A 12,748-nucleotide genomic window follows, 5' to 3' on the forward strand; every position below is an offset into this window, starting at 1 on the left:
GGAATGATTGTGGGATCAAAAACTTCACCGGACGCCGCGCGCCTCGTGACGCCGACGATGCTGGTGCTCTGGCTCGTGCTTGCAACGGTGCCGCTCTGGATCACGCGGATCGGGCTCTATCCCTATCTCGGAATCGAGATCCTGATCTGGTCGCTCTATGCGCTCGCGTTCAACCTGGTGCTGGGCACCGCCGGACTTCCGTCGTTCGGTCATGGTGCCTATTTCGGCATCGGCGCCTATGCGTTCGGTCTCTGTCAGCTCGAAATCGTTGCAAATCTCTGGATATGTCTGATTGCGGCGGCCGCGGTGGCGGGCCTCGCCGGCGTGCTGGTGGCGCTGTTCATCTCGCACAGGCGCGGCATCTATTATGCCTTCATGACGATTGCCTTCGGCCAGATCTTCTGGACACTGGCGATCAAATCGCACCGGATCACCGGCGGCGAAGACGGACTTCTCAAGATCAAACGGTTGCCGGCCGATTTCGGGCTGGTGTCCTTCGATCTCACCGACAATGTCGCGTTCTACTATTTCGTGCTCGCCGTCTTTGCGGTCGGTACCGCTGCATTGTGGCGGCTGGTGCACTCTCCCTATGGCCGCGTGGTCGCTGCGATCAGGCAAAGCGAGGTTCGTGCAAGCCATCTCGGCTATAATGTGTGGCTCTACAAGGTCGCGGTCTTTGCGCTGTCGGCTGCCGTCTCGGGCCTTGCCGGCGGATTGTTCGCCATGGCGCAGCTCGCCGCATTCCCTGACGTCATGAGCCTGCATCAATCCGGCTACGTCGTGATGATGACGCTCGTCGGCGGCGGGCTCGTCAGCTTCTGGGGACCGGTGATCGGCGTGTTTCTCTTCCTCACCGCCCGCGACGTGATCGGCGCGCTGACCAATGCCTGGATGCTCTATTTTGGCCTGCTGTTCATCGCGATCGTGCTGTTTCGCCCCGAAGGCATTGCTGGCGCGATATCCGCTGCCGTGCAGCAGCATTCACTCGGCGCGTTACGGCAGCGTGGCACGTCGGCGATGCGGCTGCTGTTCGGGAGCGGGCGATGAACATGATCGAAGCTGCAGCCGTTCATGTCCGCTTCGGCGATCGCGTCGTGCTGGAAAGCGTCGATCTCGCGGTCGCGGAGGGCGAGTTTCACGGTGTGATGGGTCCGAACGGCGCCGGCAAGACCACATTCTTCAATGTCCTCACCGGCCGGGTGAAGCCGAACCGGGGCCGAGTCCTGCTCGCCGGCGAGGATGTCACGGGCCTTAGCCCGCACCGCATCGCCGCCAAGGGCATCGCCCGCTCGTTTCAGATCATGACACTGTTCGACGAATTTTCCGCGCTTGACAACGTCATGATGGGCTTGCCCGAGTTTCGCGCCCGCAGCCACGATGTCGCGCGCGCAGCGGCAGGCGATAGCCGGTTTGCCGCGAAGTCCTCCGAGGCGCTGGCGGCAGTCGGGCTTGCCGACAAGGGCGACATCCGCGCCAAGGACCTGTCCTATGGCGACCGGCGCGCGCTGGAGATCGCGGTCGCCCTGGCGCAGGCGCCCCGCGTGCTGTGCCTGGACGAGCCGACTTCCGGCCTCGGCTCCGATGGCGTGCAGCGGCTCGCAGCCCTGATTGCACGCCTGAAGGGGCGGCTGACCATCGTCGCCATCGAGCACGATATGGAGTTCTTGTTCTCGTTGGCTGACCGCATCTCGGTCATCCATTGGGGCCAGGTAGTGGCGCGCGGAACGCCACACGAACTGCAGCAGAACGAATGGGTGCGGCGCTCCAATCTCGGAAAGTTCGCATGATCCTCGAAGTAGACGCGGTCGATACCTTCTACGGCGAGACCCAGGCGCTGTTCGGCGCCTCGCTCGCGATCGAGCACGCCAAGGTGTTTGCGTTGCTCGGCCCCAATGGCGCCGGCAAGACAACCATGCTCCGCTCGATTCTCGGGCTGACGCGACCGCGCCGCGGCTCGGTTTGTTTCGACGGCCACGATGTCACGCGCGATCCGACCCACGAGATTGCGCGCGCGGGCATCGGCTGGGTGCCCGACGACCGCCGGCTGTGCCCGACATTGACGGTCGCGCGCAACCTGTCGATCGCGCAAAAGCGCACGCGCTTTCGCCACTGGAGCGTCAAGGAGGCCGCCGCGATCTTCTCGCCGCTCGAATATCTCATGGAGCGCGACTGCGAAAACCTCTCGGGCGGCGAAATGCAGATGGTGGCGATCGCCCGCGCGCTGGTCGGTTCGCCGGGACTGGTGCTGTTCGACGAGCCGAGCCAGGGACTGGCGCCGAAAATCGTCGGCGACGTGCTCGCCACGATCTTGCGCATGAAGGACGAGGGCATTGCCTCGCTGGTCGTGGAGCAGAACGCCGAGATCGCGCTGTCAGTCGCAGACCATGCCGCGGTGATCGACCGCGGCCGTATCGTCTGGACCGGGGAGGCCGCGGCCTTGCGCGCTGATCGCGGGCTTCGTCAGCGCTTGCTGGGAGTACAATAAGTGGCCGCACCGCTGCTCGTTCTCGACGACGTTCGGAAGGTCTATACAAGGGGCCGCGTGATCCGCCGCCCGACATTCACGCTACAGGCAAACCTGTCGCTGGACGAACCTGATATCGTCGGTGTCGTCGGCCCGAATGGCGCCGGCAAGACGACCTTGTTCGAGATGATGACGGGCTCGAACGCACCGACCTCGGGGCGCGTGCTGGTCGCGGGCACCGATATCCATGGCGTCAAATACCGGGAGCGCGACCGGCTCGCGATCCACTATCACCAGTCGTATCAGGTCCGGCGCTTCCGCAAGCGCATTCCATCCGCCTTCCTGGCGCCGTCGCCGACGCGGACGCCGCTGGTTCACCTGTTCGACGAACCGCAGTTCAACCTGCAGGATGGCTATATCGGCTTCATGCTCGATTTCTTCCGCAAGCTGCGCGACGAGGGCCGGCTGGTCGTGCTCTGCATGCATCCGACGGCGGCCTGGCACCTCGACATTCTTGCCGAGATCGCCGGGCGGTTCCTGTTCGTGGCCGGCGGCGGCGTGACGGCCGTGGCGAATTTCGGCGCGCTCGTCGCAGATCCACGCTGTCGCTCTTATCTCGGGCCGGAAATGACCAAGGCGGCGGACGCGATTTGTCACGGCGCCGTTCACAGCTCGACCTAAAAGGAGAAACCATTGGCCTATTCGAACACCCAACTTTTCATTGCCGGAAAATGGCGACCGGCCCATTCGGGCAAGGTGATCGAGGTGCGCAATCCCGCGACCGAAGAGGTGATCGGCACCGTCGCCCATGCCGGACGGTCCGACCTCGACGAGGCGCTGGCCGCAGCAAGTGCCGGCTTCAAGATCTGGCGGAACGTTGCCCCTTTCGAGCGCTGCCGGATCATGCGGAAGGCCGCCGCGATCATGCGCGAGCGCAATGACGAGATCGCGCCGCTGCTCACGATGGAGCAGGGCAAGACTCTTGGCGAGGCCAAAATGGAGGCGATGGCCGCCGCCGATGTGATCGAGTGGTTTGCGGAGGAAGCCAAGCGCGCCTATGGCCGGCTGATCCCCGCGCGGGGGCCAGGCATTTACCAGCTCGCGATCAAGGAGCCGGTCGGCCCCGTCGCGGCGTTCACGCCCTGGAATTTTCCGATCAATCAGGTCGTGCGCAAGCTCTCCGCCGCACTCGGCGCCGGCTGCTCGATCATCGTCAAGGCCCCGGAGGAGACACCAGCCTCGCCCGCACAGCTGATCCGCGCGTTTGCGGACGCCGGCGTGCCCGATGGCGTCATCAACCTGGTCTACGGAGTTCCTGCCGAGATCTCCGAATATCTCATTCCGCATCCGGTGATCCGCAAGATCTCGTTCACGGGCTCGACCCATGTCGGCAAGCAGCTCAATGCGCTCGCTGGCCTGCACATGAAGCGCGCCACCATGGAGCTCGGCGGACATGCGCCGGCGATCGTCTTCAAGGACGCCGACGTCACATCGGCCGCGAAGATTCTGGCGGCAGCAAAATATCGCAATGCCGGGCAGGTTTGCATCTCGCCGACGCGGATGCTGGTGCAGGATGACGTGTTCCGTGAATTCGTCGACACCTTTGTCGACAGCGCCAAGACATTCAAGGTCGGCAACGGCCTCGATCCCGACTCCAAGATGGGCTCGCTCGCCAATCCGCGCCGCGTCACCGCCATCGAAGGCATGGTGCAGGATGCCGTCGGCAAAGGCGCAAAGCTCGAGACCGGCGGCAAACGCGTCGGCAACAAGGGCCATTTCTTCGAGCCGACCGTGGTGAGCGACGTGCCGAAGGATGCGCGCGCCATGAACGAGGAACCGTTCGGCCCGCTCGCGCTGATTTCGCGATTCTCGTCGTTCGACGAGGTGGTCGAGGAGGCCAACCGGCTGCCTTTTGGGCTAGCGTCCTATGCCTTCACCAGTTCGGCCAAGACGGCGGCCGCGATCGGTTCGGCGGTCGAAGCCGGCATGATGTCGATCAACAGTTTTGGTCTCGCGCTGCCCGAAGTGCCGTTCGGCGGCATCAAGGATTCCGGCTACGGCTCGGAGGGCGGCACCGAGGCGATGGAGGGGTATTTCAACACCAAGTTCATCAGCCAGACCGGCGTGTGACCGGAAAGGGATGCTCAGCTAGCGTTTGACGAAAACCAGATTGCAGGCACGCGCCTCGTTGCGCTTGCCGGTGCCGCGGGTGCGATCGAACTGCGCATCCACCGTAAAGGCGTAGGGCGAGCCGGGCGCGAGATTATTCAGCGTGTACGTGCTCGCGCCCGTCGTGCCGCGCGCGCTCAATGTCGTCTTGCCGTCCGCCGGAATCTGGCCGTCGATCTCGAGCCGGTTGATGTTGTTGCCGGGGCCCTGCGCCTCGGCATGAAAAACGCCGTTCGTGACGGTAGCGACCAGAGGCCTGGTGAAGCCCTGCGCCTTGCCGGTGGCCAGGCAGTTCAAGGTCACGTCCCAATTGCCGTCATAATCCTTGCTGCCGCTAGTCCGGCCGTTGCCCGAAGGCGCGAGCGCCACCTTCTGCTTCAGGCCCTCAATCCGCGCCTTGGCAAGCGTGGCGAAGATGCAATTCGGAAATCTCGTGAGATGGTCCTCGTAAGCACCAAGCGTGCCGATGCCGTCCGCAGCCTTCCAGTGCGCCTCTGCGGCTGCGCAAGGGTCAGCCCGGGGTGCGGCTTGCGGCGCCGCTGGCGCCACCGTGACCGACACCGGCCCGTTCAGATAGAACTTGCCGATGATCGACAGCGACAGTTCCGGGAGCTGGGTCTTGCCGCTGGAATCATAGACGTCGCTGCTGATGTCGCGAAAGACCTCGCCGATCTCCTGCGGCTCCTCGATGTGCTTCAGGAACGCTGTCGTATAGGGGCTGTTGCGGCCGCTGCCATCGGCCGCGGTTTGCCCGGACTGGGTTGAGAACGACACGATCGTGCCGCGTGGTGCTTCGACTTTCGACAAGCCCCGCCCGATCGAGGCAGCGCGCGTCGCAGAGCGCTTCAGCATGTCGGCCAGCGGATTGTCGCGGCAGGAATCGAGGATGAGGATGCGCAGGTTCTTGGCCTGCTGCAGATCGTTCACGATGTCGTCGACCCGCACGAAGCGCTTCAAATCGGCTTCGTCGCTCAGCACGGCGTCGACAGGCATCAGATAGTTCACGCCGTTGTACTGCATCGCATGGCCGCTGTAGTAGAACATGGCGACGTCGGCTTTGCTCGCGGCGCGCGCGAAGCGGATGGTCAGGTCCTGCATGTCGGCCTGGCGCAGGTCGATGCCCTGGAGCACCTCGAAGCCGCTGCGCTTGAGCGAGGCGGCGACGTCTTCGGCATCGTGAGACGGATTGGGAAGCTTCGCCGTACTGGCATAGGCGCCATTGCCGATCACCAGCGCGACGCGGGTTTCCGCCGATGCCGGCGCAAGGGAAAGCCAGCAGGCGAGGAGGGCGAGGCAAAGTCCGGCCGGGCAAAATCTGGAAAGAGCACGCATGAATGCCTTCCAAGGAAATGTCGAAAAATATCCCTCCAGATTAGCGGATGCCGCGCCGACATCAATGCCCTGCTCGAGAAAACGCTCAGATTTCGCGGCCGTGACATCCTGTCACGCCGGGCTCGTCGCCATCGTCTTGCGCACGGCCATTTCGGTCACAATCGCGTCCCGCACGGTGGGTCGCGCCTGCATGCGCGCGAGATAGGCCGACAACGATGGCCATTGCGCGATGTCGACGCCTGCCGGACGGAGCAGCAGCAAAGCCCAGGTGAGGTGGGCATCCGCGACGGTGAAGCTGTTGCCGACGAGGAATTCGCGGTCCGCCAGATGCGTGGCAGGCATCGACAATGTCTGCGCTATCCTTGCACGCGGCTTGGCGAGAGAGGCGTCGTCCTCGTACCAGAAGGTCGGAAACAGGAACGCCTTGTGGATCTCGGTCCCGACGAAGCTGAGCCATTCCTGCAGGCGGTAGCGGTCGGGATCTCCGAACGCGGGTGCAAGGCCTGCCTCAGGCTTCATATCGGCGATGTATTGCAGCACCGCCGCGCTTTCGGTCAGCCGTTGGCCATTCTCCAGCACCAGGACAGGCACCGCGCCCTTCGGCGAAATTGCGCGAAAGTCGCTGTCGTCGTCCACGACCTGCTTGGTCCGGAGATGGACCGGATGATAGCGCGCATCGAGGCCCGCTTCCATCAGCGCGATGCGGCTCGCAAGCGAGCAGGCCATCGGGGAGAAATAGAGTTGCAGCATCGCCCACGCTCCTTCAGGTCAGCGCCTCGGTTTGCGCGATGATCGCAAACCGGTCCGACAATTCAGCCAAGGCGACTTCGTGGATGGTCCTTGCGGAGAGCGCTCCGCCGCGGCCGTCGGGAAGATCGCGTGTGGCGCAGGCATCGGCTGCGATCGTCGTGCGCAGGCCGAGATCGAGCGCGGCGCGGGCGGTCGAGCTGATGCACATATGGGTCATGAAACCGGCCAGCACGATGTTCGTGCGTCCGGTTGCGGCCAGCCGGACCTGCAGGTCGGTGCCGGCAAAAGCGTTCGGCAGCGCCTTTTCGATCACGGCTTCGCTGGCGAGCGGCGCCAGGTTGCTGACGATCGCGCCGCGCGCGGCCTCGCGGTCGAACAGGCTGCCGGCACGTCCCTTGTGCGCGATATGGAAGATCGCAGCGCCGCTCGTCCTCGCGCGGGCGAGCAGACGCGCGCCGGCGGCGATCGCGGGCACCGCATCCGGCAAGGCGAGCGGTCCGGCGCAATATTCGTTCTGGATGTCGATCAGCACGAGGCAGGAATCGGCGAGCCTGGGCGGAGTGAGATCGGCGCCGGACAATTCAAGCAGGGTTTTCGGGGCAGTCATGCGGATCGGGCCTTCCTGGAAATATCGGATGGCGCGACACTAGCGCGGCCGCGGCCTGCCAATGTGCAGGACTATTGCAGCTTATGGCTGCAAATTTGCAGGAGCCGGTCGCGCCTGCTAGGCTCATCGCCATGAACTGGGACGATCTGCGCATCATCGCCGCGGTCAGGGACGAGGGCACCTATGCCGGCGCCAGCGCACGGCTGCGCATCGACGAGACCACCGTCGGCCGCAGGCTCGCACGCATCCAGCGCGATCTCGGCGTGCCGCTGTTCGATGCGGTGGACGGCCAGCGCCGGCCGACGCGGAGTTGCGAGGCGGTGCTGGCGCATGTCGAGGCGATGGCTGCACATGCCGCCGAGATCGGTCGCGTCGGCGAGAGTCTCGCAGGCCCGGTGGGACGCCTGCGTATCGCCTCCACCAACACGGTCGCCGAGGAGGTTCTGTCGCAGCGCGCGAGCGACTTCCTGCGCGCCAATCCCGGCCTGACGCTGCAGTTCCTCACCTCGAGCGAGAACGTCAAGTTCTCGCGCTGGGAAGCCGATCTCGCGATCCGGCTGCGCAAGCCCGACAAGGGCGACTTCGCGATCTCCAGGCTTGGTGACGTCAAGCTCTATTATTTCGAGCCTGTCACGACCGAAGGTGAGCCGGTGCTGTGCGCCTATCCGGACGAACTCGGTGCCATTCCCGAAATGCAATTCCTGCGTATGAAGCAAGCCCAGGCGCGCTGCGTTACCGACAACGTTCGCGTCATCCGTAACCTGATCCGCGCGCATCGGGCCGCTGGCGTGTTGCCGGAGCATGTCTGCGCGGACTTGCTCGGCGATCGCCGCCTGCGCGCCACGCTGCTGCCTGGGCGCCGCGACGTCTGGCTGCTGGTGCAGAACCATCTCAAGCGCGATCCGGCGACGCGGCTCACCATCGAATGGATCCGCCGCTGCTTCAGCGATCTCGCGCGCGGCTGATTGCGGGCGTGAACGCGATCCGCACGCGGCGCGACCAAGTTATGGGATTGCGTGCGCGCGAGGGTTGCGTAATCTCGCGACGACCACGGGCTTGATCAGGGCAGGCACATGACCACTCTTCAGGAAACCATCCGCCCGCAAGTCAAATCGCGGGAATGGAAGGCGATCGTCATCCTCATCCTTCTGATCCCGGTGCTGTGGTCGCCGCCGTTCCTGTTTCGCATCTTCTTGTTTCAGCCGTTCAACATCCCGTCCGGCTCGATGACGCCAACGCTGGTCGTCGGCGACTACGTCTTTGCCGCAAAATATGCCTATGGCTATGGCCGCTATTCCTTTCCATTCGCGCCGTCATGGATCTCTGGACGTGTCCGGGCCGCCGTGCCCGAGCATGGCGACGTCGTCGTGTTCCGGACGCCAAAGGATACCTCGGTCGACTATGTCAAGCGCGTCGTCGGGCTGCCCGGTGATCGCATCCAGATGCGGCAGGGCCAACTCATCCTCAACGACCGCCCGGTGACACGCGTTGCCCTGAAGCCGGTGGTTGCCGGCTCCACCTGCGGCGTGGATGACGGTGCGAAAGCCAAGCGCTGGCGCGAGACGCTGCCGAACGGCGCCTCCTACGTGACGCAGGACTGCGTCGACAACGGCTACTACGACAACACCGACGTCTACACCGTGCCGCCGGGCCATTTCTTCGTGCTCGGTGATAACAGAGACAACTCGAGCGACAGCCGCGTGATGTCGTCGATCGGATTCGTGCCGATGGACAATCTGGTCGGCAGGGTGACGCGGATATTCTGGTCGCTCGACCAGCACGGCGAGCCACACATGGAGCGGCTGGGGAAGGTGTGGTGAGGCCCACTGTCATTCCGGAGGCAGTGCGCGGCGCCTGCATGACGCGAGTTCGTAGCCTGGATGGAGCGCAGCGTAATCCAGGAGAATTGCTCGCGCCGGATACGGTGCCTCGGATTTCGCTTCCGCTCCATCCGGGCTACGGGCGGTGCTCGTGGGGGGCGCGAAGCGATTCAAAAACAAAAACCCCGGCATCGCTGCCGGGGTTTCGCATTCTGTCGTTTGCCGGAATGGCTGGACTTAGAAGTCCATGCCGCCCATGCCGCCGCCCGGGGGCATCGCGGGGCCGGAGCCACCCTTCTTGGGCAGCTCGGCGACCATGGCTTCCGTGGTGATCAGCAGGGCCGCAACCGAGGCTGCGTTCTGGATCGCGGTACGGACCACCTTGGTCGGGTCGATGATGCCCTTCTTGACGAGGTCGACATATTCGCCGGTCTGGGAGTCGAAGCCGTAGGCGTACGACTTGTTCTCGAGGACCTTGCCGACGATCACGGAGCCGTCTTCACCGGCGTTGATCGCGATCTGGCGAGCCGGCGCGGAGAGCGCCTTGCGCACGATCTCGACGCCGGTCTTCTGGTCGTCGTTCTTGGTGCGCAGGCCCTTGAGCTGCTCGGAGGCACGGAGCAGAGCGACGCCGCCGCCCGGGACGATGCCTTCTTCCACTGCCGCGCGGGTCGCATGCATCGCGTCATCAACGCGATCCTTGCGCTCCTTCACCTCGACCTCGGTCGCGCCGCCGACGCGGATCACCGCGACGCCGCCTGCGAGCTTGGCAAGACGCTCCTGGAGCTTCTCACGGTCGTAGTCCGAGGTGGTTTCCTCGATCTGCGCCTTGATCTGCGACACGCGCGCTTCGATGTCGGCCTTCTTGCCGGCGCCGTTGACGATCGTGGTGTTCTCCTTGTCGATCATCACCTTCTTGGCGCGACCGAGCATGTTGAGCGTCACGTTCTCGAGCTTGATGCCGAGATCTTCCGAGATCGCCTGGCCGCCGGTCAGGATCGCGATGTCCTGCAGCATGGCCTTGCGGCGATCGCCGAAGCCCGGAGCCTTGACGGCCGCAACCTTCAGGCCGCCACGGAGACGGTTCACGACCAGGGTCGCAAGCGCTTCGCCTTCGACGTCCTCGGCGACGATGACCAGCGGCTTGCCGGTCTGCACCACGGCCTCGAGCAGCGGCAGCAGCTCGTTCAGCGAGGAGAGCTTCTTCTCGTTGATCAGGATGTAGGCGTCGTCCATCTCAACGCGCATCTTGTCGGCGTTGGTGACGAAGTAGGGCGAGATGTAGCCGCGGTCGAACTGCATGCCCTCGACGACGTCGAGCTCGGTCTCGAGCGACTTGGCTTCCTCGACGGTGATGACACCCTCGTTGCCGACCTTCTTCATGGCGTCGGCGAGGAACTTGCCGATCTCCGCGTCACCGTTGGCCGAGATGGTGCCGACCTGGGCGATCTCGTCGTTCGAGGTGACCTTCTTGGAGTTCTTGACGAGGTCCGCAACGACGGCTTCGACCGCGAGGTCGATACCGCGCTTGAGGTCCATCGGGTTCATGCCGGCGGCAACCGACTTGGCGCCTTCGCGCACGATCGCCTGGGCCAGCACGGTGGCGGTGGTGGTGCCGTCGCCGGCCGCGTCAGCGGACTTCGAAGCGACTTCGCGCACCATCTGCGCGCCCATGTTCTCGAACTTGTCCTCGAGCTCGATCTCCTTGGCGACGGTGACGCCGTCCTTGGTGATGCGGGGAGCGCCGAACGACTTGTCGAGCACGACGTTGCGGCCCTTCGGACCGAGCGTGACCTTCACCGCGTTGGCGAGAATGTCGACGCCGCGAAGCATCTTGTCGCGCGCATCGACGGAGAATTTAACTTCTTTTGCTGCCATCTGGATTTTTTCCTTAGGTGTTTAGCTGGATAAGAGAGGGGCTCTTAGGCCGCCTTCTTCTTGGAAGCGGGGGCGTCGAGGACGCCCATGATGTCGCTTTCCTTCATGATCAGCAGATCGACGTTGTCGATCTTGACCTCAGTGCCGGACCACTTGCCGAACAGCACGCGGTCGCCGACCTTCAGGTCGATCGGGATCAGCTTGCCTGCTTCGTCGCGGCCACCCGGGCCAACGGCGACGATTTCGCCCTGCGAGGGCTTTTCCTTGGCCGTGTCGGGAATGATGATGCCGCCAGCGGTCTTCTCTTCTGCGTCGATGCGCTTGACCACGACGCGGTCGTGAAGCGGACGGAATTTCATGCAGTTCTCCTAAGCTTTTGCACGAGTTGGGAATTTTGGGTTGTTAGCAGTCTGCGCCCGCGAGTGCTAGCACAGGCACAGCTGAGATAGGGCAGGATTTTGGCTGGAGCAAGGGCTTGTAGCAGAAAAATAGCACTCGGAAGCGCTGCTTGCCAAAATCTCTTTCCATCGTTAATCGCGCCCAGGGCCCGTATTAGCACGGAGCCACATCTGCTGCTAACGCATTGAATTTCAACAGCTTGTTAAACTTTTGGGCTTGAGATGGATTGTCAGTTTGCGTCACATTTCACTCATGTGAGCGCATCTCCACCGGGTGGCTCGTAGGGCGTACCGGAAAGCCACCCCTTGAATATGCGCTCCTGCAAAGGAGGTTGGCATGGTCTCGCGAGTTGGGGTTGTTTCCGACGACTTCCGGAAACAGGTGCTGGGTTACGGGCTGACGACGGCCGAAATTCTCTACCGGATGCCGGATCATCGTTCGCTGCTCCAGACCTATGTCTGGCAGAACTACGACATGTTTCCGAAATTTCCAGCGCTGACGGATTTCCTGGCGTTCTGGCAGAAGAAGCTCGACGGTCCGCTATTCTCGGTCACGATCGCGCATTCCAAGCTGATCAAGCCGGCCGAACTGCGCGCGGTGGACGGCGTATTCCGGCTGCATTGAAGGCGAGCGCGGTGCTGTAGGGTGGGTTAGCGCTAGCGTAACCCGCCATGCTTCAACGGTTGCGGAAAGAAGTGGTGGGTTACGCTAGCGCTAACCCACCCTACGATTTCGCATTCCGTGCTAGCCTCTCCTCATAACAACAGGGGAGGCCGTCCATGGCCAAGAAAGCAAAATCGCGTAGCGCATCGCAGGCGGCGGTGAAGAAGCAAAGCGGGGCCAAACCCGCAGCACGATCCACGGCGCGCAAGGCGGTGAAGGCAAAAGCCCCCACGACAACGGCTAAGTCATCCGTCACGAAACCCGCGCGGCCCAAGCAGCGCATCGCCATCAGCCATCACCGCGAGGAAGACTTCAAGGCTGACGGTCTGCGCACCTACGCGAAGTATCGCGATCTCGGCATCGCCGCCGCGAGCCACGGCCTCGCGCAGGCGCACGTGATCCGGCTGCAAGGCCCTTGCAATCCGGACGAGGTGTCCAAGCTGCACTTCCACGACGTCGACTTCCAGATGGTCTACGTGCTCAAGGGCTGGGTGAAGACCTATATGGACGGAGAGGGCGAGACGCTGATGAAAGAAGGCAGCGCCTGGACCCAGCCGCCGAAGATCAAGCACATGATCCTGGACTATTCGGACGACGTCGAGCTGCTGGAGGTGATCCTGCCGGCGGAGTTCAGGACGGTGGAGTTGAAGGCGTAGGCGAAGCGGA

At 63.6% G+C, this 12,748-nt stretch carries 14 protein-coding genes; 9 read left to right on the top strand and 5 right to left on the bottom strand.

The genetic code is table 11. From position 1 onward, the window contains the following. The first annotated feature begins 3 nt into the window (after positions 1–3). Genes C7G41_RS22305 through C7G41_RS22325 form a run of 5 tightly spaced genes read left to right on the top strand, consistent with a single transcriptional unit; the run spans position 4 to position 4,594 of the window. Positions 4–1,047 carry a branched-chain amino acid ABC transporter permease gene (locus C7G41_RS22305; RefSeq protein ID WP_106944539.1) on the top strand — a complete coding sequence of 348 codons (1,044 nt, stop codon included), beginning with the start codon at positions 4–6 and terminating at the stop codon, positions 1,045–1,047. Continuing rightward, positions 1,044–1,787, top strand: a complete 744-nt coding sequence (locus C7G41_RS22310) for an ABC transporter ATP-binding protein (protein WP_106944540.1) — start codon at positions 1,044–1,046, stop codon at positions 1,785–1,787. The genes C7G41_RS22305 and C7G41_RS22310 overlap by 4 nt, the downstream gene beginning before the upstream one ends. Further along, positions 1,784–2,485 carry an ABC transporter ATP-binding protein gene (locus C7G41_RS22315; RefSeq protein ID WP_106944541.1) on the top strand — a complete coding sequence of 234 codons (702 nt, stop codon included), beginning with the start codon at positions 1,784–1,786 and terminating at the stop codon, positions 2,483–2,485. Before C7G41_RS22310 ends, C7G41_RS22315 begins: the two co-directional genes overlap by 4 nt. Beyond that, positions 2,486–3,145 (top strand): ATP-binding cassette domain-containing protein, encoded by a 660-nt coding sequence (locus C7G41_RS22320; RefSeq protein WP_106944542.1) that lies wholly within the window; start codon positions 2,486–2,488, stop codon positions 3,143–3,145. Between the two features lie 12 nt (positions 3,146–3,157). Next, positions 3,158–4,594 (top strand): NAD-dependent succinate-semialdehyde dehydrogenase, encoded by a 1,437-nt coding sequence (locus tag C7G41_RS22325; protein WP_106944543.1) that lies wholly within the window; start codon positions 3,158–3,160, stop codon positions 4,592–4,594. Between the two features lie 18 nt (positions 4,595–4,612). Here C7G41_RS22325 and C7G41_RS22330 read toward each other — a convergent pair whose 3' ends face one another. The 3 genes from C7G41_RS22330 to C7G41_RS22340 form a co-directional block, all read right to left on the bottom strand. Next, positions 4,613–5,965, bottom strand: coding sequence for a caspase family protein (locus tag C7G41_RS22330; RefSeq protein WP_106944544.1), 1,353 nt, complete (start codon positions 5,963–5,965; stop codon positions 4,613–4,615). A 111-nt stretch (positions 5,966–6,076) separates the two neighbouring features. Next, on the bottom strand, positions 6,077–6,715 hold the full coding sequence (locus C7G41_RS22335; protein WP_106944545.1) for a glutathione S-transferase N-terminal domain-containing protein: 639 nt from the start codon (positions 6,713–6,715) through the stop codon (positions 6,077–6,079). Between the two features lie 13 nt (positions 6,716–6,728). Beyond that, positions 6,729–7,322, bottom strand: coding sequence for a cysteine hydrolase family protein (locus C7G41_RS22340; protein WP_106944546.1), 594 nt, complete (start codon positions 7,320–7,322; stop codon positions 6,729–6,731). A gap of 131 nt (positions 7,323–7,453) precedes the next feature. Here C7G41_RS22340 and C7G41_RS22345 point away from each other — a divergent pair, with 131 nt between their 5' ends. Both C7G41_RS22345 and lepB read left to right on the top strand, forming a co-directional pair. After that, positions 7,454–8,287, top strand: a complete 834-nt coding sequence (locus tag C7G41_RS22345) for a LysR family transcriptional regulator (RefSeq protein WP_106944671.1) — start codon at positions 7,454–7,456, stop codon at positions 8,285–8,287. A 108-nt stretch (positions 8,288–8,395) separates the two neighbouring features. Next, complete coding sequence (gene lepB / locus C7G41_RS22350) at positions 8,396–9,142, top strand: signal peptidase I (RefSeq protein WP_106944547.1); 747 nt, start codon at positions 8,396–8,398, stop codon at positions 9,140–9,142. A 237-nt stretch (positions 9,143–9,379) separates the two neighbouring features. Here the strand turns inward: lepB and groL are convergent, their stop codons facing one another. Next, on the bottom strand, positions 9,380–11,020 hold the full coding sequence (gene groL, locus C7G41_RS22355) for a chaperonin GroEL (protein ID WP_085351091.1): 1,641 nt from the start codon (positions 11,018–11,020) through the stop codon (positions 9,380–9,382). 44 nt (positions 11,021–11,064) lie between these two features. Then, the gene (locus tag C7G41_RS22360) at positions 11,065–11,379 is read right to left on the bottom strand and encodes a co-chaperone GroES (protein WP_106944548.1); all 315 of its coding nucleotides are present in this window, start codon (positions 11,377–11,379) and stop codon (positions 11,065–11,067) included. A 376-nt stretch (positions 11,380–11,755) separates the two neighbouring features. Here C7G41_RS22360 and C7G41_RS22365 point away from each other — a divergent pair, with 376 nt between their 5' ends. Continuing rightward, positions 11,756–12,043, top strand: coding sequence for an usg protein (locus C7G41_RS22365; RefSeq protein ID WP_106944549.1), 288 nt, complete (start codon positions 11,756–11,758; stop codon positions 12,041–12,043). 155 nt (positions 12,044–12,198) lie between these two features. Continuing rightward, positions 12,199–12,738 carry a cupin domain-containing protein gene (locus C7G41_RS22370; protein ID WP_106944550.1) on the top strand — a complete coding sequence of 180 codons (540 nt, stop codon included), beginning with the start codon at positions 12,199–12,201 and terminating at the stop codon, positions 12,736–12,738. Positions 12,739–12,748 lie beyond the last annotated feature (10 nt).

This window comes from Bradyrhizobium sp. MOS002 (assembly GCF_003020115.1).
Classification (GTDB): domain Bacteria; phylum Pseudomonadota; class Alphaproteobacteria; order Rhizobiales; family Xanthobacteraceae; genus Bradyrhizobium.

Excerpts from the sequence above, each read along its gene's own strand:
- C7G41_RS22310 (WP_106944540.1), top strand. The coding sequence starts at position 1,044 with ATGAACATGATCGAAGCTGCAGCCGTTCATGTCCGCTTCGGCGATCGC.
- C7G41_RS22370 (WP_106944550.1), top strand. The coding sequence starts at position 12,199 with ATGGCCAAGAAAGCAAAATCGCGTAGCGCATCGCAGGCGGCGGTGAAG.
- groL (WP_085351091.1), bottom strand. The coding sequence starts at position 11,020 with ATGGCAGCAAAAGAAGTTAAATTCTCCGTCGATGCGCGCGACAAGATG.
- C7G41_RS22360 (WP_106944548.1), bottom strand. The coding sequence starts at position 11,379 with ATGAAATTCCGTCCGCTTCACGACCGCGTCGTGGTCAAGCGCATCGAC.
- C7G41_RS22330 (WP_106944544.1), bottom strand. The coding sequence starts at position 5,965 with ATGCGTGCTCTTTCCAGATTTTGCCCGGCCGGACTTTGCCTCGCCCTC.
- C7G41_RS22345 (WP_106944671.1), top strand. The coding sequence starts at position 7,454 with ATGAACTGGGACGATCTGCGCATCATCGCCGCGGTCAGGGACGAGGGC.
- C7G41_RS22305 (WP_106944539.1), top strand. The coding sequence starts at position 4 with ATGATTGTGGGATCAAAAACTTCACCGGACGCCGCGCGCCTCGTGACG.
- C7G41_RS22335 (WP_106944545.1), bottom strand. The coding sequence starts at position 6,715 with ATGCTGCAACTCTATTTCTCCCCGATGGCCTGCTCGCTTGCGAGCCGC.
- C7G41_RS22340 (WP_106944546.1), bottom strand. The coding sequence starts at position 7,322 with ATGACTGCCCCGAAAACCCTGCTTGAATTGTCCGGCGCCGATCTCACT.
- lepB (WP_106944547.1), top strand. The coding sequence starts at position 8,396 with ATGACCACTCTTCAGGAAACCATCCGCCCGCAAGTCAAATCGCGGGAA.
- C7G41_RS22365 (WP_106944549.1), top strand. The coding sequence starts at position 11,756 with ATGGTCTCGCGAGTTGGGGTTGTTTCCGACGACTTCCGGAAACAGGTG.
- C7G41_RS22315 (WP_106944541.1), top strand. The coding sequence starts at position 1,784 with ATGATCCTCGAAGTAGACGCGGTCGATACCTTCTACGGCGAGACCCAG.